The organism is Serratia sp. CY55921, from assembly GCF_052167655.1.
In the GTDB taxonomy this organism is placed as follows: Bacteria; Pseudomonadota; Gammaproteobacteria; order Enterobacterales; family Enterobacteriaceae; genus Serratia; species Serratia ureilytica.
In genome coordinates, this window is the sequence record NZ_JBJNMU010000001.1 from 1248985 (window position 1) to 1271262 (window position 22278).

General features: G+C 58.9%; 13 protein-coding genes. 10 read left to right on the plus strand and 3 right to left on the minus strand.

What is annotated here, in order from left to right:
- Nucleotides 1–129 precede the first annotated feature (129 nt).
- Nucleotides 130–2565: a glucose/quinate/shikimate family membrane-bound PQQ-dependent dehydrogenase gene (locus ACJ8M3_RS05905; protein WP_089197042.1), complete on the plus strand. Its 2436-nt coding sequence runs from the start codon at nucleotides 130–132 to the stop codon at nucleotides 2563–2565.
- Nucleotides 2566–3008: 443 nt separating this feature from the next.
- Here ACJ8M3_RS05905 and ACJ8M3_RS05910 read toward each other — a convergent pair whose 3' ends face one another.
- Entirely contained in the window at nucleotides 3009–5939 is a 2931-nt protein-coding gene (locus ACJ8M3_RS05910; protein WP_233503949.1) for an autotransporter domain-containing protein, read from the minus strand.
- 1024 nt (nucleotides 5940–6963) lie between these two features.
- Here ACJ8M3_RS05910 and ACJ8M3_RS05915 point away from each other — a divergent pair.
- The 7 genes from ACJ8M3_RS05915 (at nucleotide 6964) to ACJ8M3_RS05945 (ending at nucleotide 16342) form a co-directional block, all read left to right on the plus strand.
- Nucleotides 6964–9069, plus strand: coding sequence for a putative bifunctional diguanylate cyclase/phosphodiesterase (locus tag ACJ8M3_RS05915; protein WP_089197040.1), 2106 nt, complete (start codon nucleotides 6964–6966; stop codon nucleotides 9067–9069).
- Nucleotides 9070–9346: 277 nt separating this feature from the next.
- Nucleotides 9347–10723: a glycosyl transferase family 2 gene (locus tag ACJ8M3_RS05920; RefSeq protein ID WP_089194737.1), complete on the plus strand. Its 1377-nt coding sequence runs from the start codon at nucleotides 9347–9349 to the stop codon at nucleotides 10721–10723.
- 76 nt (nucleotides 10724–10799) lie between these two features.
- Nucleotides 10800–12077, plus strand: coding sequence for a glycosyltransferase family 2 protein (locus ACJ8M3_RS05925; protein WP_033650419.1), 1278 nt, complete (start codon nucleotides 10800–10802; stop codon nucleotides 12075–12077).
- On the plus strand, nucleotides 12077–13525 hold the full coding sequence (locus ACJ8M3_RS05930; protein WP_060660730.1) for a radical SAM protein: 1449 nt from the start codon (nucleotides 12077–12079) through the stop codon (nucleotides 13523–13525). Before ACJ8M3_RS05925 ends, ACJ8M3_RS05930 begins: the two co-directional genes overlap by 1 nt.
- Nucleotides 13526–13528: 3 nt before the next feature.
- Nucleotides 13529–14338, plus strand: coding sequence for a hypothetical protein (locus ACJ8M3_RS05935; protein ID WP_015377860.1), 810 nt, complete (start codon nucleotides 13529–13531; stop codon nucleotides 14336–14338).
- Nucleotides 14335–15507, plus strand: coding sequence for an MFS transporter (locus ACJ8M3_RS05940; RefSeq protein WP_089197039.1), 1173 nt, complete (start codon nucleotides 14335–14337; stop codon nucleotides 15505–15507). The genes ACJ8M3_RS05935 and ACJ8M3_RS05940 overlap by 4 nt, the downstream gene beginning before the upstream one ends.
- A gap of 22 nt (nucleotides 15508–15529) precedes the next feature.
- Nucleotides 15530–16342 (plus strand): hypothetical protein, encoded by an 813-nt coding sequence (locus tag ACJ8M3_RS05945; RefSeq protein WP_069100349.1) that lies wholly within the window; start codon nucleotides 15530–15532, stop codon nucleotides 16340–16342.
- Between the two features lie 30 nt (nucleotides 16343–16372).
- On the opposite strand, the gene ACJ8M3_RS05950 is transcribed toward ACJ8M3_RS05945, so the two are convergent.
- A complete protein-coding gene (locus ACJ8M3_RS05950) occupies nucleotides 16373–17566 on the minus strand; it encodes an MFS transporter (protein WP_089197038.1) in 1194 nt (397 codons plus the stop codon).
- A 149-nt stretch (nucleotides 17567–17715) separates the two neighbouring features.
- Here ACJ8M3_RS05950 and ACJ8M3_RS05955 point away from each other — a divergent pair, with 149 nt between their 5' ends.
- Complete coding sequence (locus tag ACJ8M3_RS05955) at nucleotides 17716–18633, plus strand: ABC transporter substrate-binding protein (protein ID WP_021504584.1); 918 nt, start codon at nucleotides 17716–17718, stop codon at nucleotides 18631–18633.
- Between the two features lie 57 nt (nucleotides 18634–18690).
- On the opposite strand, the gene ACJ8M3_RS05960 is transcribed toward ACJ8M3_RS05955, so the two are convergent.
- On the minus strand, nucleotides 18691–20466 hold the full coding sequence (locus ACJ8M3_RS05960) for a sigma-54-dependent Fis family transcriptional regulator (RefSeq protein ID WP_089197037.1): 1776 nt from the start codon (nucleotides 20464–20466) through the stop codon (nucleotides 18691–18693).
- A 275-nt stretch (nucleotides 20467–20741) separates the two neighbouring features.
- Between ACJ8M3_RS05960 and exaC the strand changes: the two genes are divergently transcribed.
- Nucleotides 20742–22262 carry an acetaldehyde dehydrogenase ExaC gene (gene exaC, locus ACJ8M3_RS05965; RefSeq protein ID WP_033643043.1) on the plus strand — a complete coding sequence of 507 codons (1521 nt, stop codon included), beginning with the start codon at nucleotides 20742–20744 and terminating at the stop codon, nucleotides 22260–22262.
- Nucleotides 22263–22278: the final 16 nt, after the last annotated feature.

Here is a 22278-nt window from a genome sequence, read left to right on the forward strand (position 1 = left end):
ATAACGTCGGCTTTTCCCTCATAAAAACAGTTACATACCCTTAACAAGCGCACCTCCATCAATGTTACAATAGTCGCCAATAACGACCTTTTCACCTTTAAGAATCAGTATGTTATTGGAGATTATTCAATGTCAGATGCCAATGCACGTTCGGGCATAAAACTTACGCTATGGTGTTGCCTGTTGGGCATCATCCTGGCCGCCACCGGCCTGTTCTTCACTGTCGCCGGCGGCAAACTGCTCTCGCTGGGCGGCAGCGCCTACTTCCTGATTGCCGGCCTCGTCATCCTGCTGTCGGCCATTCAGTTTTTCCGCCGCAAGTCCTCAGCGGTTTGGCTGTTCCTGGCGGTGTTCATCGGCACCGTCATTTGGGCGCCGTTGGACGCCGGTTTTGATTTTTGGCCGTTGATTTCCCGCCTGATGGTGCCGACCGGCCTGATGCTGCTGGCCTTCCTCACCTGGCCGGCGCTGCGCAAGCGCGAAGGCAAAGCGCCGTTGGCCAAGCCGGCTTACCTGCTCTCCGCCTTGCTGGCGGTCGGCATGGTCGGCGCCTTTGTCCAAATGTTCCAGCCGCATCCCACCGTTGCCTTCAGCGGCCAGCCGCTGCCGCTGATCCCGGTTGATAAAGCGCAACAGCAGAAAGATTGGGATAACTACGGCAATACGCCGGGCGGCAGCCGTTTCGTCGCGCTGGATCAGATCACCCGCGATAACGTGCGGGAGCTGAAAGTCGCCTGGACGTTCCATACGGGTGACATCCCTATCAGTCCCGATGGCAACGGCGCGGAAGATCAGCAAACGCCGCTGCAGATCGGCAACCGCATTTTCCTGTGCACGCCGCATAACAATGTGATCGCCGTCGACGCCGACAGCGGCAAAGAAATTTGGCGGCGAGAAGTCAACGCCAAGTCGCAGGTATGGAACCGCTGTCGCGGCCTGGCCTACTTCGACGTCCACAAGCCGTTGCCCGCGCCGAGCGTGCCGGGTTCAACCCCCGCCGCGCCCGTCGCGCTGGCGGCCGGCGACAGCTGCCAACGGCGCATATTGATGAACACCATCGACGCGCGCCTGATGGCGATTAACGCCGACAACGGCGAATTCTGCCAACACTTCGGCAACCAGGGCGTGGTAGACCTGAAGGCCGGTCTCGGCGACGCCGCCGATCCGAAATATCAACTGACGTCGGCGCCAACGCTGGCCGGCACCACCGTGGTGGTCGGCGGGCGCGTTGCCGATAACGTGCAAACCGACATGCCCGGCGGCGTGCTGCGCGGCTTCAACGTGATCACCGGCGAAATGCGCTGGGCGTTTGACCCGGGCAATCCGCAGCCGAACGCTGCCCTGAAACCGGATCAACACTTCGTGCGCAGCACCCCGAACTCCTGGGCGCCGATGTCGTACGATCCGGCGATGAACACGGTCTTCCTGCCGATGGGCAGCTCCTCCGTCGATCTGTGGGGCGCCAACCGCAACGCGCTGGATCACCGATACGGCGCCTCGGTGCTGGCGCTCGACGCGACCACCGGCAAAGAGAAATGGGTCTATCAGACCGTGCATAACGATCTGTGGGACTTCGATCTGCCGATGCAGCCCAGCCAGCTCGACTTCCCGATGCAGGACGGCACCACCCGCCCTGCGCTGGTTATCGGCACCAAAAGCGGGCAGATCTTCGTGCTGGATCGCCATACCGGCAAACCGCTGACCGAAGTGAAGGAACTGCCGGTGAAGACCCGCACCATTCCGGGCGAGCAATATTCCGCCACGCAGCCGTTCTCCGTCGGCATGCCGCAGATTGGCGCGCAGAAGCTCAGCGAGTCCGACATGTGGGGCGCTACGCCATTCGATCAATTGATGTGCCGCATCAGCTTTAAATCGATGCGTTATGACGGCCTGTTCACCGCGCCGGACACCGACGTTTCCCTCAGCTTCCCCGGCTCGCTGGGCGGCATGAACTGGGGCGGTCTCTCTACCGATCCGAACAACCGTTATATTTTCGCCAACGATATGCGTCTGGGCCTGTGGGTGCAGATGATCCCGCAGAAAGCCGACGCAGGCGCGCCGGCCGGCAACGGCGGTGAAGCCGTGAATACCGGCATGGGCGCGGTCCCGCTCAAAGGCACGCCGTATGCCGTCAATAAGAATCGCTTCATGTCGCCGCTGGGCATTCCTTGCCAAAAACCGCCGTTCGGCACCCTCACCGCCATCGATTTGCAGACGCGCAAAGTGGTGTGGCAGGTTCCGGTAGGAACGGTGCAGGATACCGGGCCGTTCGGCATCAAAATGCGCGCGCAGATGCCGGTCGGCATGCCGACGCTGGGCGGCACGCTGGCGACTCAAGGCGGCCTGGTGTTTATCGCCGGTACGCAGGATTATTATCTGCGCGCCTTTGATTCATCCACCGGGCAAGAGCTGTGGAAAGCGCGCTTGCCGGTCGGCAGCGGCGGCACGCCGATGAGTTACGTCTCGCCGACCACCGGTAAGCAGTATGTCGTCATTTCCGCCGGCGGCGCACGTCAGTCGCCGGATCGCGGTGATTACGTCATCGCCTACGCGCTGGATAAATAATCGCCGGAACGCCGGTTAAATAAAGCGGCGCACCGCGCTCAATGGGCATTTAGAGGGAGACGTTGCATGACGTCTCCTTTTTTTGGGTTTATTGCCTGAACAGCAGAATATTAACCATCCGTTTCATTTTCATCCCTTTTCTTCTATTTCTCTTACGGCGATACAGCACGCGCCACCGGCGCCGGTGATACTCACAGGCAATTGATATGTATAAGGTAAAAAATAATAAAATGAAGAGAAATTCCATGTTTCGGCCTAAATCCTTTTAGTCACTTCAGATGATTATCATCAATTTTTCTAACCAAAAGAATTAGAAACATCCTGTTCTAACGCGCCTTTATCCTGTGAAGACACCGCCGCCCGGCCTGTCGCTTCCGCGCGCCCAATAAAAAACCCCCATCGTTGCGATGGGGGCTGAGTAGCGTGAAACGGATCAACGGCTATCAGAAGCGCCAGGTCAGACCGGCATTGACGCTGTTGTCCTGATGGTTGGACGACAATTGCCCGCCGTAACCGAGGGACAACACGGCGTTTTTGTTAACCCAAACATCGACGCCCGCCTTCAGAACCGCCCCGTCGCGGGAAACGGGGACGCTGTTCACGTCGAACGCCGCATCGCTGCGTTTGAACATCAGCTGTGTTTTACGCTCCAGCTTGCCGTACTGATGTTGCCAACCCAGCTCGCCGCGCAGCGCGATCGCCACGCTGTCGGTCTGCCATTGCGTATCGGCGCGCAGGCCCAGCGTCGAAGCGGTGGCGGACTGACTTTGCTTATCGCCGCGCAGCGCCGCCGCCCCGCCTTGCTCGTTGATCCCCTCGTTGCGATAGTGGGTGTACGCCAGGTTGGCGAACGGCTCAAGATTGACCACGTCGTTGCTCCAATCGTAACCGCTTTCGATAAACAGCTGACCGGTGCGCGCGTTATAGCGGGCCTTTTCGCGATCCGCCTGCGCGCCGTAGTTTACCGAGCGCGACGTGTCGATGCGATGCCAGGTATAGGTGCCGCCCGCTCGCAGCGCCAACGCGCCGAAACGTTTGTCGCCGTACAGCCCCAGATGGTAGTTGTCGCTGTGAGCATCTGACTGATAGCCGCCATCCAGCGACGTGCGGGTATACCCGGTCATCACGCCCAGCCGGCCGTCGTCAAACAGTTCGCTGTCCAGACCCAACAGCACGCCATAGGTGGATGTCTGGTAACCGGTAGCGTTGTCGTTGCCGGAAGCATGCCCCCAGTTGCCCAGCAATTTCGCCCAGGCGCCATTATCATCCGCTTTGATATCGGAAGCGGTGCGGCGGCCTTCAGCCTGGCGCAAGCGCTCGGTGGCGGTATCGCGCAGATTACGGCTTTCGTTGATCTGAGCGGAAGCCATATCCGCGTGGATCTGGCCGGACAGTTGACGGGTCGCCTGTTGCAATTCTCTGGCCGAAGTGAAGCCGAGGAAGCTTTCATAAACCGGATGGCCGGCCACGGGGCTCGTCGCTTCGGTAACGGCTGTCGCCTCGCCTTCAACGCCCTGCAGTGCGGTTAGCGCTTCAGCGGTAGGCGCCGCGACGCTGCGTTTGGCCGTTTCCGTGACCGGTTCCGTGGCGTTGAGCGTTTCCACCGCGCGGGCGACCGCTTTCTCGTTTTCGGTGCTGGCCAGGCTGTCAAAACGGGCGGCGGTGCGCGTGATCCCAAGGCCGACGTCATTGCCCTGATAGTCCAGCGTCACATTGACAAACGGATACGAAGGATTGGCGTTTTCGAAGCGGCCGGTCACGCCATCCGTCGTCGTCAGGATGGTGTATTTGTTGCCCAGCAGGCTTTGCGCCTCATTTTGCGACAGCAGGTTTTTGCTGTGCTCCAGGCTGACGTTCACACTGCCGCCGTAGAGGAAAGCGCGGCGCGCTTCGATTTTATCGCTGCGGCCATTGTCTGCGACCTCCACGTTATACTGCGAGCCGCGATCAAACACGGCGTCATGCAACACGTGCAGCGTACCGATGCCATTTCCCGGCGTCACGCTGCCGCCCCGAACCGCTCTGAACGCCCCCACCGTGCCGTCGCCGGCCAGCGTGCCGCTATTTTCGATATAGACATTGGACGCCACCGAACCGTTGATCGCCAGTACGCCCTGTTTCACCCAGGTGTCACCGCTGTAAGTATTATTGCCCAACAGCGCCAGCGTACCGGCGCCCGTTTTGGTCAACCCGCCGTGGCCGCGGATGTCATTGCTCCACGAATCGAAGTCGCATTCGCCCGACGTGCAACGCCGCTCAACCGGGGTTCCGGCTTCGACGATATTCCCAAGACCGGGGATATTCACCACAAACTGTTTTTCACTGTAGGAACCCGGCACATAGAATTCCTGCGGAATATCCTCTTGGGTGATAAACATCTTCGGCCCGTTGATCGCATCGCGTAAATTGACGCGGCCCCAGCCGAATAAATGATCAATGCCGACCTCGCCTAAATCGGTGGCGGTGGTTTTGATGACCGCGGATATTTGAGCGGCGCTCATATAAGGGAAGCGCTGCATCAATACGGCGGCAAATCCGGTGACGTGCGGCGCCGCCATTGAGGTGCCCGACATATTTCCGTAATCGGGTTTAACCGTCAGCTCGCCCTTATTATAGGCTTCGCGGTTCACCGCCCCGCCGGTATTGGAAACCAGCTCCCCTACGCTGCTGTAAATACTGCTGCCCGGCGCTGACACGCAAAAACTGGCCGTATGTCCGCAGCTGGTTGAGGAAACGCTTAACTTATCGTTATTACTCAGATTGGTCACGATCAGATAATTGTTTAATACCTCAGGGAAAGCATAGGGAAGTGACTTTTGCGCCTCAGGAATATTGTAGTTATTGTAATTGCCTGCCGAGAAAACGATCAGCTTGCCATGCTTGGCGGCGCGCAGCAGCGTCGCCATGGCGCTGTGCCCGCCGGTGGGCACGGGTTGCTCGCTGCCCCATTCCAGGTTGGACTTATTGCGCATCACTTCATTGATGACGTCGGTTTTCACCCACGCCACATAGTCAGGCCGCCCGTTCGGCAGCCAAATGGTGTTGCCATTGGCATCCTTTCTGACCGCCGGTGGGATCCCCCAGCTGTTATTGATAACCCGGGCTGGGCTCTGGATCAGTTCTTCGCGGCCGTTGCGATTGCCGAAGTCGTTCAACTTGGCGCCGATAATGTCCGCGTCGTAGGCGACGCCATGCATACCGGAGCCGTCTCTTTTGGCGGCTGCAATACCGGCGACATGCGTGCCATGCGTACCGAATGACATATTATCTTGTTTATCATACGAGAAATTATAGCTGCCGTTATCCAGCCGCGTCAGTTTACCGGCGAATTCCGGATGAGAGAGAATGGCATCATCAATAACGCCAATCGTCACGCCCTTTCCGGTATAGCCTCTGGCATAGGCGAACTCGGCGGAAATAGCCTCAAGCCCCCATTGGCGATTAAACTCTGCGTTTTTCCAACTGTCGGGCGAACCTAATTGTCCTGGTTCCCGATAAGCGGCAAGAGATGAATGAAGAGACAAGCCATAACAACCCAGAAACACGCAATACGCTAACTTCAATTTTTTATTAAGTATCATTTTACGCTCCATGTTTATTTATACCCAGAAGAAAACTGACGTTTTAACCGCGCTGAAACCTCCTATGATCGTGAAACGACAGATAACGCATGCCTGCCCGACGCGGGCCGCATAAAACAGGCTGAGTGATAAAAATTCGGGCGTGCGGACATGAAGATGTCACCACGCCATACGCTTAGGGCGCAGAAGTGCAGACAGGTGGCGAATGTACGTTTGCCGGCGATAAACCCGGCGCCGTTATACCGGCACGGCTCGGCCATCCGGCCGAAGCGCGAGAATCAGGCTGTGGGTGCATCTCGCTTAATTATCCAGTTTTGTTAATGATTTTCATTCGCGAGGCTATCTTATACGTAAGTAAAGTGTCAACAGATGAAACAAAACATTTCTTGATTTGCATCATAACTTTCACCGCAAACGTCGGCGACAAGTGCGTCGGCCACCGCTGAACCGGGCATAACATGGCGCTTTTTACCGCCCGGCATGCGGATTTTGTCAGTCATGATGCATAAGAGAGGCGGTATGACGAGTGAAAGAGCAGCAGAAAGACTGAACATTTCCTCAAAAAGAAACATCAGGTTTGATTACTTTTTTGCGGTTATTAAACCGCCTGGTCGGAGCACTTATTTTTCGATGCAATATAAGAGGGGCTTATAAATAACAGGAGTATTCCTAATGCGTTCTTGCGTAATCTATTTCATGCTACCAGGCCGATTTTTAGCCGCGCCCGCTGGCTATTCCCATTTTCATTGGCAAGACTATATTGAAAGAGGCTCTGCTATAGAGCAAGAATATGGGTAATTTTCCGAGGAAATACCGCATGAGCCTGTTGCCCGAGCAGAAAAATAACAAAAATCCGATCGACCTCTACAGCGAAATCGTAGACGACTTGCCGGGTCTGATCTGCTTCGGCAACCGCCTTGGCGGTTACTTCAACAAGCAGTGGCGCGACTATACCGGCGCAATCGCCGGTGAGCACGGCGCCGCAGACTGGCTCGAGGCCCTGCACCCTGACGATCGCGAACGCCTGGCCGCGCAATGGCGCCAGGCCATCGTTGCCCTCTCCTCGTTCGCCGGCGAAGCCCGTCTGCGCGAGCGCAGCGGCGCCTACCGGTGGTTTATGCTGGCGTTTAACGCCCGCCAGGACGGCAAGGCGCTGGAGCCCAGCTGGTACCTCACCGCCACCGACATCCATCCGCAAATGCTGCAACGCCAGCAAAACGTTCAGGCGCTCTCTATCCAGCAAGACATGCTGGACGCCAGCGTTGACTGCATCAAAGTGATCAATCGCGACGGCACGCTGCGCCACATGAACCGCTCCGGCAGCCTGGCGCTCGGCCTCGATCCGGCGCAAAAAGAGTTTGGCATGCCCTGGCTGGGGCTGTTGTCGCCCGAAGTTCGCCGCCGCGGCAGCAAAGCGTTGCGCAGCGTCAAAGCCGGTAAGAATGCGCGCTTCGCGGGATTGAGCGTGACGCCGCAGGGCAAAAAACAGCATTGGGACAACATCCTCTCTCCCGTCAGCGATGAGCACGGGGTCGTGGCCGAGATCTTGTGCGTCTCACGGGATGTGACGTCGCAGCGCGTGATGGAGCAACGCCTGCTGCTTGCCAGCGAGTATGACGAACTGACCGGCCTGCCCAACCGGCGCCTCTTCAAGAAAAAGCTGAAGCAAGAGATGAAGCGCGCCCTGCACGGCAACAAGTCGCTCGGGCTGATGCTGCTGGATCTTGACCATTTCAAACTGGTGAACGATACGCTGGGCCACGCGGCGGGCGATCATCTGCTGCGGGTGCTGGGCAAAAGGCTCAGCGCCTGCATGAATACTCATTCGTTCGTCTCTCGCCTCGGCGGCGACGAGTTCGCCGTCGTGATCAGCGACGTCGAAAACGAGCAGGATATTTTCCGCATCGCCAACAAGTTTCTGCTGCAGCTGGAGACGCCGATCACCCACGGCGGCAAGACGTTGCATTGCGGCATGAGCATCGGTGGCGCCATCTATCCCAAAGATGCCCGCGATGCGTCAGAGCTGATGAAGTGCGCCGATACCGCGCTGTATGAACTGAAAGAAGGCGGCCGCGGCGGCGTCTACATGTTCGACAGCAAGATGATGGACAAAGCCCGCGCCCGCGCCAGTCAGCTCAACTACGCGCGCCAGATCGTGCGCGATAATTGCATTCGCCCCAACTACCAGCCGAAGGTCAGCCTCGCCGATGGCAGCATCGTCGGCTTCGAAGCGCTGCTGCGCTGGCATTGCCCGCAAAACGGCATACAGCTGCCGGCGACGGTCAGCGAGGCCTTCAACGACTATGAACTGGCGACCAAAATCAGCGAAGCCATGCAGCTGAAAGTCTTCGCCGATATCGCCCGCTGGCGCGCGGCCAGCGTGGCGGTGCGGCCCGTTTCGCTGAACGTGTCGCCGATCGAGTTTTTACGCGACAACTACGCCGAAACCTTCCTGCAACGCCTGCTGAAGTTCCACATTCCCCACCACCTGATCGAACTGGAAGTGACCGAACACGCGTTCAACAAGCACGGTTCGAAATACGTACTGCGCGCGCTGCACATGCTCAAAGAGATGGGTATCCGTATCGCGCTGGACGACTTCGGCACTGGCCACTCCTCGTTCAGCCATATCATGGACTACCCGCTGGACTGCATTAAGCTGGACTGCGACTTCATTCAACGCATGAACACCGAACCGGCGATCCTGGCGATCGTGGAAAGCATCGGCATTCTCGGTCAAAAGCTGTCGATCGATATCATCGCCGAAGGCGTGGAAACCGAGCAGCAGCGCCAAACGCTGTGCGAAGCCGGTTTCCATATCGGCCAGGGGTTTTTGTTCAGCCCGGCGGTGGGATCCCAGCAGGTGCCGACGCTGCTGCAGGCGATACTTCAGCCTGCCGAAGGCGGCACGGCGAATCGTTAAATCGGCATCGCATGCCCCACATTCGGGGGGCTTGATCCCCCCTCTTTTCCTCTGCTTGTTTCACGCCTCCCGCACCGGAATATTTGTGAGAGCCCTCACAAAGCATAAACGTATCTTTACATTTTTGAACGGTTAAGCTTCCGTTCTGTCAGATTTGAGTGTATTCCAGAGCGTCAAAACGATTCTTTTTCCACTCAATTGGGAACGTTACCGGAGACTTGTTAAGAAATAGTTAATTTAAATCAATGCACTACAAATAATAGCAGGAGGTACTGCGATGCACGAAAGGCAAGAGAAGAATGCAATGTTCATTTCGTTCGATGCCGTCTCGGTCTCGGGGATCACGGTGGAAGCAATGAAGATTGCCAAACGACTGCAAGCCTGTGGATTTCGCTCTTATCTTGATTTGGGATACGACATCAAGATTGATAAGGGAAACTTTAATAAACCCTATCAGCATGAGCATGACATCTACCGCGATGTCTTTACGCTGGTCCGCCTGGACGACATCACGTCGATTCCAGATTACCACCCCGCCTTTCTCGAGTACGCGCACGCGGCGTTGATCGGCCAGAAAACGCCCATTGACGAGCAAGAAAAAGCCGCTTTGTTGCATACCATCGCGTTGACGGCGCGGCAGCTGGCGGATCGCCTCATCGCCCAATGGGAAGCGCTCGCAATCAGCCATGTGGTGGTGGAAAACGGCACGCTGCCGGAAAACATCATCTATACCAAAGCGCTGTATCTGGCGATCGAAGATTATGGCCGACGTTATCGACTGACGCGTTTCGTCATCTGGCGCGATCATGACCTGATGTGGAACAGCGAAAAAAAGGTGCTCAAATACGGCCCGCCACCTTATTCTCACGCCATCAAACCTATCCCTTCAAAATACATTACCTATGTCACGCTCAATCACGATCTGAAGCAAAAGCTGGAGGCCTGGTGCAATCATGATGTCCATGTCGAGGTAAAGAAAAATACCTATGACTTCTCGGACAGTCACGAAAGAACGAATGTCAGAAAGCAGATGAATATTCGCGACAATGATCTTCTCATTGCCAGAACCACCCGCATCATCCCTCAGAAAAGATTGGACCGCGATATTATTCTGATCAGCCGGCTGAACGATTTATTTATCCGCGACCACAACACGCGACGCGCCTATTTGGCGATCGCCGGCAATGAATATGAAAATCCGTCATGTTATCTGCAACTCGCCAAATTGGCGCAGGAACTGAATGTTCTCCCCTATGTCAAATTCGTCGGCATGCTTCCTCATGTCGATATGCGCTCGGAAAACGACGCGTTTTGCATAGAGGACCTCTATCACTCTTGCGACCTGGTCTCTTTTCTCACCTCGTATGATTATGATAGCTATGGCAATCCTATCGGCGAAGCGATCAGTTGCCGCCGTTGCTATATCACCACTCGCTACGAATATTATCACGAAGTCTACGGCCGGCATGGGTTTGAAGCGCCCGTCATGCCGATCTCCGAGTTACAGGATGGGCCGCCGAACGACGAATTCATCCAGGAAGTCTACCGGTTCATTAATAACAAGGAGAAGATGAAGCGCGTGGCGGAAAAGAATTACGCGCTGGGCAAGCGGATTTTATCCAACAACGTCATGGAGTTCTTAAATATCAGCTAATCATCGAATGACGTGAAATTTAACTTTCAGACAAGCCATTTCTAACTGTGGACTTTCATTAGCCCTTGGAGGATCTATGCGTGATACTGTTTTTGTGTCTGTCGTACTGCCCGTTTATAATGAAAGCGACCGTATTGAGGCGGTTTTACTTTCGCTGTTCAATCAGCACACCAAGAATGAATTAATCACCCACGACACTTACGAACTGATTGTCGTTGATAACAACTCCACCGATGATTCCGTCGCTAAAATAAACGCGTTTAGTGAAAGGCATCCGGCTATGGCCATTCATGTTATCGCCGAAACGGTGCAGGGTGTCTCCTCGGCCAGAAAACGCGGCATGGACTATGCGTCGCTGCGTTCTAAAGCCCGCGACAGCCGGCTGGGAAATAAACGCAAGCACTATATCGTTTCCGCCGATGCCGATTGCACCGTGGATGCATTTTGGCTTTACGAGCTGGTGAATACCATGATCGAGCAACAAGGCGACCTGGGCACCTGCAACTATTACTACCCTCCCGCAGAGTTTGAGCACCGCCCCAACCTGTTCCGCGAGATCCAAAAAACGCTGCGTCTGCGCGAATTTTCGTTCTCCCTGTTCGGCGGCTTCCCCGACGGCAAAGGGTTCGGGGTGGAGCGCAGCCTGTATGACGCGGTAGGCGGCATCGAAATCTTCTACCAGCTCAACCATGGCCGCTTTGTGGAACACCTGTCCGACGACTGGGACTTCGGCATTAAGGTCATCGCCTACGGCGGCAAGCCGGTTTACGCTCGCCATGCTTACGTTGAGATCAACAGCCGCCGGGTGGACACCATTCTCGATGAGGTGATCAACGGCATCGCCTACGGCAAGGACGGCATCATTATCATGAAGGACGTCCGGCCGGACGTTGAGCGACAGAAAACCGCGCTGGCGGACGCCACGCCGGCGGAGGCGAAACTGGCCTGGGACTACTCGGTCAAGGACTACACGCCAAAGAATATCTTACTGCCGGTGCTGCTCAATCCGTATCTGCTGTTGGAAAACAGCGAAGTGCGCGATTTCTTCTCCGGCCCGCTGGCCGACAGCCTCTACCGCCGCATTCACGAGCTGAAACACGAGATGCGCCTCATCGATTTCAAACCGATCCATGCCTATAAAACCCCCGCCTATCGGCTCTACCTCGAATTTCGCGATGCGCTGTTTGCCGCCATGCGGCGCGCCGTCGGTGACGATATCGGCTTCCCGCCCGCATTGCCGGCCTGCTTCGATACGGTCAAAGACGAGGATTTCACCCGCTTTGTTTATTACTTCTGTGAAGACCGCGAGTCCGGCGAAGCCCACAACTATTTCGGCAACGGGGGGGTCTTCTGATGAACGACGAAGCCTTGCACTCATTGCTGGATATCGATGAAAACTATCCCACGCCGCGGGTGAACGCGTTCCTGGCGCAACCGGAAAACCGGGCCTTTCTGGAGTACGTCCATAAGGATCCGTTCGGCTGTCACGTGTTCCCCGGCGATCTCGTCGACTACCCGCTGGCCGCGTTTTTTGCCGATATGGAGGCTGACATTCGCCAGGCGGGCAAAATCCACCTCTGGGCCTATATCCCGACCTGCCGCTATCGCTGCCATTTTTGTCAGTACCCCACGGTGATCCTCAATCCCAAGGCGCCCGCCTCTCAGGCGGTATTCCGCGATTTGGTCGATTTCAACATCAAGGAGGCGCAAATGTGGCTGGCGCGCGTGCCCAGCCTGGCCGAAGTGGAAATCGGTGAATTCAACGTCTTTGGCGGCACGCCGTCCTTGCTGCCGGAGCCGGAACTGCGCCGCATGATGGCCTTCTACTTCAGCCACTTTAACTTCACCAACGCCACCCTGCGCTTCGAAGGGGAGCCCGGCACCCTGAACAAAGCCTATCTGGCGCTGCTGAAAGAGCTCGGCTTCAGCAAAATCAGTTTCGGCACCCAATCCTTTAATGACGACATCATCACCGCCTGCGGGCGCATGCACTCGGCCGAAGAGTGCGTGGAGACCATTCATCATGCGCGCGCGCTCGGCATTGATTGGGTCAGCGTGGATCTCATTTACGGCATGCTGGGCCAAAGCGTGGACGACGTGAAATACGACATGGAAAAAACCCTCGAGCTGAATCTGTCGCACGTCGTCTGCACCAAGCTGCACATGGATGAGTTTATTAAAAATCGCACCGGCGTCTCGGGCGAGCGCGAAAGCCTGTGGCAGAAAAAGGGGCTGATCAGCATCAACAACCTGCGCTTCCCTGGGCTGGGCAAGCAGTACCAAATGCGCGAGCTGGTCGAGAACTACCTGAATGGCGGCTATACCGAACACCCCACCATGTACTTTCACCGCAATGATCAACAGCCGGAAAAGTGGAAATCGCTCATCACCGATCTCGACAAGCAGTATCCGGAAGTGGCGATCGGTTTGGGCGGCAGCTCCAAATCGACGCGATCCGAAGCCATCAACATCACCGGTTACAAGAAGTACAAGGAGGCGCTCAACCAAGACCGCCTGCCCATCGAGGAAAGCCGCGGTTTCTCCCCGATCCAGCGTGAAGTGAACGCCTTCAAAATGGCGCTCTCCACCTTGCTGCCGGTGGACGATCGGGTGTTTAAACGGCGCTTTGACGGCAACAGCCTGTTTGCTAACCCGGTCATCCGCCGCACGTTGAAAATCCTGGTAGATAAAGCGCTGGTCACCGTCGATGGTCCGTGCGTGACGCTCACGCCCATCGGCGTCACGCTGGTCGAAGCCATTATCAATACCCAATTTTCCGCCGCATTCGCCAATCAGGAGTGAAAGATGACGACGACAGTCTCCGATCCCAAACCGGTATTCAGCTTCTATTACATCGGCATCGATACCGAAGCCGGCGTCACGCCACAACAGTTTGAAACCTTCGTGCGCGAACAAGGCGTGCATATCCCCTGTTATCCCGGCTGGCGCTGGACGTTGCTGCGCGGCCTGCGCGGCGAACGCGTCGGGCAATACCTGATGCTGTACGAGATTGACAGCGCCGAGCAGCGCGATCGTTACGTCACCGCCACCGGGCAGCGAACGGCGCACGCGCACGAATTCTGGCGGCGGCATGCCGCCGCGCAGGAAATCCTCGCCGAGTGGCGAAAACTGGGCACCTACAGCCTGCTGCCGACGCTGTTCAGCGATTATCGCCTGCTGGCTGAGAACAGAAAAAGCGACGTGCCGCCCGGCCCGCGCTACCGGGAACGGCCGGGCGAACCGCCCGAGGCGCGCATTATCGGCATCCACAATCTGGCGCTGCGCGAAGGCGTGACCCCGGCGCAATTCGAACGCTTTATCGCCGAAAATCACCATCGCATTGAGGATTATCCGGGCTGGAAGTTTCACTTGCTGAAGGGAGAGCGCGGCAATCGGCTCGATCAGTACGCGGTGATGATGGAAATCGTCAGCCTGGCGGCGCTGGACGTGTTCTATCCGGAGCCCGATATCGCCACCGCCGAAGCGGCAACCTTCGCCAAAGCGCATCGCGACACCAAGCAAATGTATGAAGAGTGGAAGCAACTGGCGTCATTTTCCGGTTCACCGCAGATTTATACCGATTATCTGTCCGTCGCGCAGAGCCGATCGTCATGATGCTACCTTGGCTAACCGGCGAGGCCGCAGAGAATCATCGCCGGCAAATCGCCACCCGAGCGATCTTCTTCCTCGCCGGGTTGGGCATGGCCGCCTGGGCGCCGTTGATCCCTTTCGTGAAAGCGCGATTGGGCATCGATGACGGCGCGCTCGGTTTGCTGCTGTTTTGCCTCGCCGCCGGCTCCATGGCGATCATGCCCTTCGCCGGGTATCTGATCGCCAAACTGGGGTGCCGCGCCGTGTTGCTGGGCGCTGGCGCCTTGCTGTGCATCGACTTGCCGCTGTTGGCGTTACTCGATGCTCCGCTGTTGATGGGGGCGGCATTGGGGGTATTTGGCGCCGTCAACGGCATCATGGATGTGGCGATGAACTCACAGGCGATAATCGTCGAGCGGGAGAGCGGCCAGGCGAAAATGTCCGGTTTTCATGGCTTCTACAGCCTTGGCGGCATTGCCGGCGCCGGCGGCGTCAGTCTGTTGCTGCTGGCGGGCCTCGCCCCGGTCCAGGCCATCGGCCTGATCGCCCTCCTCATCGCGATCCTGCTGCTGATCGTCGCCGGCGATTTACTGGCGCACGGCGGCATCGGCGAGCGGCGACGGGGCGGCGCGCGGTGGGCGCTGGCCCACGGCAAGATCCTGTTTATCGCCCTGCTCTGTTTCTTCGTGTTCCTGACCGAGGGGGCGATGCTCGACTGGTCGGCATTATTCCTGCATGCCGAGCGCGGCGTGGCCAAATCGCAGGCGGGGATCGGGTTCACGCTGTACGCCGTCGCCGTGGCCTGCGGGCGGCTGTATGGCGACAGGCTGATCGGCGCCGTCGGGCGCTACCGCACTCTGCTGCTCGGCAGCCTGTGCGCCGCGGCAGGCGTGCTGTTGACCGTCACCGTCCCTCTGGCATCGGCCGCCTTTGGCGGGTTGATGCTCGCCGGCCTGGGCATCGCCAACATCGTTCCCATTCTGTTCAACGCCGTCGGCAATCAAAAACAGGTACCGCCCGGCCAGGCGTTTCCGGCCGTGACGCTGGTCGGCTATCTCGGCTTATTAACCGGCCCGGCGCTGATCGGTTTTATCGCCAATTACACCAGCCTGGCCCTGGCGTTCGGCTGCACGCTGCTGTGCCTGTTGCTGGTCAGCATCAGCGCCAAAGCCGTGACGAACACATCTCACTAACTTAACTTGCGAGGATCGTTTAATGCATGCATCAACCACGCCGGTTTTCTCCCTGCACTACGTGGGAATCAACCTGAAACGGGGCGTCGCCTCAGATCGTTTCGAAGCGTTCGTTCGCCGTAAAGGCGTCGCCATCCCGGCCTATCCCGGCTGGCGATGGACGCTGCTGCGCGGCCTGCGCGGCGAGCGTGAAAATCAGTACCTGATGGTTTATCAGGCTAAAGACGCCGCCACCTACGCGCGCTATATCGACGGCAACGGCGAGCTGACCGACGAGGCGCACGCCTTTTGGCGGCAGCGTCCGGAGGCCGCCGCGCTGATTGAGGAGTGGAAAACCTTCGCGACCTTCGCCGAACTGCCGACCCTTTACACCTGTTACCGTCTGGTGGCCGAGAATAGCCGCAGTTCATTGCCGCCCGGCCCCAATTACCGCAGCGAACCAGGTAAGGAAAGCATTCAGCGTGTCATCGGCATTCATAACCTGGCGCTTAAAGCGGGCGTCTCGCCCGAGCGATTTGAACGGTTCATTACCGACAACATCCACCGCGTGGAAGACTACCCGGGCTGGAAGTTTCACCTGCTGAAGGGCCAGAGCGGCAATCGGCTGGACCAATACGCGGTGATGCTGATCATTGAAAGTCTGGCGTCGCTCAACGCGTTCCATCCGGAGCTCGATGTCTCAACCGAGCAAGCGCTCAGGTTCGTGGCCGAGCATCAGGACACCGAACGCATGTACGACGAGTGGAAAACACTGGCGTCGTTCTCCGGCGCGCCACAAATCTACACGGATTACCTGGCGATTGGCGGCAACGAGAATGACGCCCATCCGGCGTAAACCGCGCGGCGGCGTTGAGCGCCGCCGCTTTCACGGCCGCCGTTCGCCGAACGGCGCCAGCTTCATGCCGATAAGCGTCACCACGCAGATGAGCGCCCCGGCGTAGAAGGTGGAGGCGGAACCGAACAGCTCCCACAGGGTTCCGGCCCCGAGACTCGCCAGCAGCAGCGCCACGCCGCTGATCAGATTGAACATGCCGAACGCGGTGCCGCGCAGGTGCGCCGGCGCGGTATGTGCCACCATCGCCGCCAGTAGCCCCTGGGTCATGCCCATGTGCACGCCCCACAGCGCGACGCCAAAAAGCACCCCGCCCCAATGATCGCTCTGCGCCAATACCAGGTCAGCGGCGATCAGCACCAGCAACCCGGCTTTCAGCAATCCTTCATGGCTCATGCGGTCGGACAGTTTTCCGAACGGATAGGCCGAGCAGGCGTAGACCAGATTCATGGCGACCATCACCAGCGGGATCAGCGCCAGCGGCGTGCCGCCCTGCTGCGCCTTCAACACCAGGAACGCTTCACTGAAGCGCGCCAGCGTGAAGATCGCGCCGATGCTCACCACCCACCAATAGCTGCGCCCCAGCAGCCGCAGGTTGGCGCGAGTGATCGGGTTGGTGCGCTTGTGGGTTATCGTGGCGGCCGGCTCTTTCAGGCCGAAAAACAGCAGCGCAATCGCCAGCGCCGCCGGGATCGCCGCCACCCAGAAGATGGCGCGAAAATCGTTGTGCCACAGCAGCATCAGACCGACGGCCAGCAGCGGCCCTAAAAAGGCGCCGACGGTATCCAGCGACTGGCGCAGCCCGAAAGCCGCGCCGCGAATTTCCGGCGGCGTCACGTCGGCCACCAGGGCATCACGCGGCGCCCCGCGAATGCCTTTGCCCACGCGATCCAGCAGGCGCGCGCTCATCACCATGCCGGACGACGACGCGATGGCGAAAAACGGTTTGCTGATGGCGCCCAACCCGTAGCCCAGCAGCGCCAGCCCTTTACGTTTGCCGAGGTAATCGCTGAGCACGCCGGAGAACACCTTGACGATCAACGCCGTCGCCTCCGCCAGCCCTTCGATCAGACCGATGACAATCACGCTGGCGCCGAGCGTCGTCGCCATAAACAGCGGCAACAGGCTATGGATCATTTCCGAGGAAACGTCCATCAGCAGGCTCACGCCACCCAATACCCACACGCCGCGCGGTATGCGGCCCAACGTAGCGAAACGCGACGGCATGGTTCATCCTCGATCGATTCAGCGCCGCCAGAGGCGCCTCATGATTTTTCCAAGATTGGTTAGTTGATTTTGTTCGTTCACAGATCTGCAGCCTTTAGAGATAGTGCAACGACCGTGTGACATCCATAATAATGAAGGTAATTAACATAATGATATATAGCAAAAAGATGATAGTGATTGCGGCGCTGCTGAGTTTTTCCGCCGCCGCCGCACCGGGCGTGGATCTCGTCGCCAACGAAACGCCGATCCACACGGTGAAGAGCGCCGAAGCCGTGGCCAAAATCCCCGCCGGCTTCCGGTTCGTGGAACCCGGCACGCTGACGGTGGCCATTTCCCTGCTGGGCAGCGGCCCGCCGTTCGGCCTGTACGCCCGCGACAATAAAACGGTGATCGGCAGCGAGGCGGACATCGCGCGCCTGGTGGCCGACGGTTTGGGGTTGAAACTCAAGCTGGTGCCCACGTCGTGGGAAGACTGGCCGCTGGGGGTGGCCTCCGGCAAATATGACGCCGCGGTTTACAACATCACCGTGACCAACGAACGCAAAACCAAATTCGATTTCGCCACCTATCGGCAGGATACGCTGGGCTTCTACGTCAAGTCCGACAGTAAAATCACCCAGATCAAAACGGCGCCGGATATCGCCGGTAAAAAGATCATCGTCGATTCCGGCACCAATCAGGAAGCGGTACTGCTGGCCTGGGACAAGGAGAACCGCGCCAAGGGATTGGCGCCGCTGCAGCCGGTGTACGTCACCGATAAGGCCGCCTCCACGCTGGCCATTCAGTCGGGCCGCGCCGACGCCACCTTCGGGCCCAACGTCTCCGGCGCTTATCAGGCGCGGCTGACCGGTAAAACCCGGCTGGTGGGCATCGTGCCCGGCGGCTGGCCGAAGACCGCCAACATCGCCGTCACGCTGAAGAAAGGCAACGGCCTGGTGGACGCGGTGCAGGCTTCGCTCAACAGCGCCATCGCCAACGGCAGTTATCTGCAGGTGTTGGATCGCTGGGCGGAGAGCGACGAGAAGATTGCCCATTCCGAGATTAACCCGCCGGGACTGGGGGATTGAGAGAGCAACAAACAGGCCCCGCGCAGCGGGGCCTTATCGCCCGTCAATCGAGAAGCGTCATTCCTCTGCCGCTTTTCGCCTCCCCAGCTTGCGGTACAGCGTGCTGCGCGAAACGCCGAGCGCCTTCGCCGCCCGGCTGAGATTGCCGCCCGCCCTGTCGATCGCCGCCTGCAGATCCTCGCCGCCGGCGTCGGCGCATGCCTGGCGCGGCGACAGTACCGCGATCGACTGCGGCAGATCGTCCAGAGTGAGCACCGCGCGATCGTCCGCCAGCGCCAGCAGCACCTTGAGCGTACTTAACAATTGCCGCACGTTGCCGGGCCACGGATAGCGCGCCAGCATCGCCAGCGCCTCCGGCAACAGGCGAATGTCGCGCCGTTCGCCGCCCAGCTCCCGCCACAGCTGCAGAATGAAGGTCTCCAATTGCGCCCGCTCTCTGAGCGGCGGGATGCGCAGGCTGTATTCCTGTATGCGATACAATAAATCTTCGCGAAACGCCCCCGTTAGCACCTGCCGATGCAGATCGTGGTGCGTCGCGCAAACCAGCGCGAAATCGACCGCATAGGCGCTGCGGCTGCCGAGCGGCGTGACCGTTTTCTCCTGCAACACCCGCAGCAGGCGCGTTTGCAGGCCCGCCGGCATGTCGCCGATTTCATCGAGGAACAGCACGCCGCCGTCCGCCTCGCGGATCTTGCCGATATAGCCTTTGGGGTTGGCACCGGTAAACGCCCCCGGCGCATAGCCGAACAGTTCGGACTCGATCAGCGGTTCCGGCAGCGCCGCGCAGTTGATCGCCACAAAGTTGCCGTTGCGCCAGCGACTTTCCTGAAACAGGCGGCGGCTGAAGTGCTCCTTGCCGCAGCCGGTTTCGCCGGTCACGCACAGAGAAAGGCCGGCGTTGAGAATACGCAACGCTTTCTGATGCTGCTCGTCGTGCCGTTCCGCCGGCGGCGTCGAACGCAGAGCGCTAACGCGGCGTTGGGGCGCCTCGAGCAGCGAATAATAGTGCCGTTGATTGCCGGCCAGCGTCTGGCGCGGCGCGCCGGAGGGTTGCCGCAACAGATCGGGGAACAGCTGAGCGAATTCAAGCGAGCCGAATGCGGCCGGCGAGAGTTGGAACTCGACCATCGCCAGCCGATTGGCGGCGATCAGCACTTCGTCGTGAAACACCAGCAGCAGTTCCTGCGCGCTGCCCAGGCGCCCAGCGTCGGCGTGCAGGCGCAGCGTCCAGTGACGATCGGCGATCGCGCTTCTGACCCAGCGGTGTTCGATATGGCGCACCGCCTGCATGATCAGACGCTGCGCATCAGGATACGGGCGCTGGGCCGGGGCAGAGAGATCCAGTATGCCGGCAATATGGCCATCCGGCCGGTAGATCGGCGCGGCGGTGCAGTTCAATCCGGCGTTTTGGTTGAGAAAATGCTGATCGCCGCGCACTTCGCAGAAAGCGCCCAGCGCCAGCGCAGTGCCGATGGCGTTAGTGCCCCGCTCCGCTTCTCCCCACTGGTTGCCCGGCGCCAGCGCAAAGCGCGACGCCTTGTGCAGAAAATCGTGATTGCCACGGGTTTCCAACACCAGCCCGTCGGCGTCGGCGATCACCACGATGGCCGGTTGACGCGTAATTTGCGCGCCCAACTGTTCGATCAGCGGCTGTACCCGTTGCGGCACCCAGTCGTTGCGGCTGCGCAGTTCTTCGAGCAGACCGGCTTTGATAAACGGGATATGTTGATCGGCGCGCGTCAGGCCGTAACTGCGGCTGCGCTGCCAGGATTCCGCCAGCGGGTGGGTCAGCAAACTGGCGCTCTCAGTGAGCAAGCGATCGTCAGGCAACATGCGTTTCTCCCCCGGCTGCAAGTGTTGCAAATATGTATCATGGATGTGTATCAGGCGTTGCGACACGGAACACAAAAAATCATCGGCGGCAGCGGCACCGCTCGATTGGCTTACCCACATCAGTGCTTAACGTTTTAATAAATAGCCATTTTTTAAATAACGCTACGTCCGTCGCTAATCTGGCACGGGGCGTGCTTCTCTGTGCTGCGGCGACAGGCCGCACTCACAGGCGCAGCGCAATAGCGCCGGTTATCATCTGCAGAGAGGTGCTTCACATGAAATATGTTCACCCCGGTTTGCCTGGCTCGCTGGTTTCGTTCCGTCAACGCTATGGCAACTACATTGGCGGCAAATTTGTCGAACCGGTATCCGGCAACTACTTCACCAACACCTCGCCGGTGACCGGCCAGCCGATCGCCGAATTCCCGCGTTCCGACGCCAAAGACATCGAGCTGGCGCTTGACGCGGCGCATGCGGCGGCGGACGCCTGGGGTAAAACCAGCGTGCAGGAACGCGCCAATGTGCTGTTGGCCATCGCCGATCGCATCGAGTCGCGGCTGGAGATGCTGGCGCTGACCGAAACCTGGGACAACGGCAAACCGATCCGCGAAACCCTGAATGCCGATCTGCCGCTGGCGGTCGACCATTTCCGCTACTTCGCCGGCTGCCTGCGCGCGCAGGAAGGCACCGCGGCGGAGATCGACCAAAATACCGTGGCCTACCATATCTATGAACCGCTGGGTGTGGTCGGCCAGATTATCCCGTGGAACTTCCCGCTGCTGATGGCCGCCTGGAAACTGGCGCCGGCGCTGGCCGGCGGTAACTGCGTGGTGCTGAAACCGGCGGAACAGACGCCGCTCGGCATCAGCGTGCTGATGGAAGAGATCGGCGATCTGCTGCCGCCGGGGGTGCTCAACGTGGTGCAAGGTTTCGGCGCCGAGGCCGGCGAAGCGCTGGCGCGCAGCAAACGCATCGAAAAAATCGCCTTCACCGGCTCCACGCCGGTCGGCCGCCACATTCTCGCCTGTGCGGCGGAGAACATCATCCCCAGCACCGTCGAGCTGGGCGGCAAATCGCCGAACATTTATTTTGAAGACATCATGCAGGCGGAGCCGGCGTTTATCGACAAGGCGGTTGAGGGGTTGGTGCTGGGCTTTTTCAACCAGGGAGAGGTTTGCACCTGCCCTTCACGCGCGCTGATCCAGGAGTCCATCTACCCGCAGTTCATGGAGAAAGTGCTGGCGCGTATCGCCACCATCCGCCAGGGCGATCCCTTCGACACCGAGACCATGATCGGCGCCCAGGCGTCAAAACAGCAGTACGACAAGATCCTGTCCTACATCGACATCGCTAAAAACGAGGGCGGCAAAATCGTTGCGGGCGGCGAGCCCGCTCAGCGCGGCGACGAAGTGCAAAACGGTTTCTACCTGCAGCCGACGCTGATCACCGGCGACAACAGCATGCGTTTCTTCCGCGAGGAGATCTTCGGGCCGGTGATTGGCGTCACCACCTTCAAGGATGAGGCCGAAGCCCTGGCGCTGGCCAACGACACCGAGTTCGGGCTGGGCGCCGGGCTGTGGACCCGCGACATCAACCGCGCCTACCGCATGGGACGTGCGATCAAGGCCGGCCGCGTATGGACCAACTGCTACCACCTGTACCCGGCGCACGCCGCGTTCGGCGGCTACAAAAACTCCGGCATCGGGCGCGAGACCCACAAGGCGGCGCTGTCGCACTATCAGCAGGTGAAAAACCTGCTGGTCAGCTACGACGCCAAACCGCTGGGCCTGTTCTGAAGCCGGCGTAATGAGA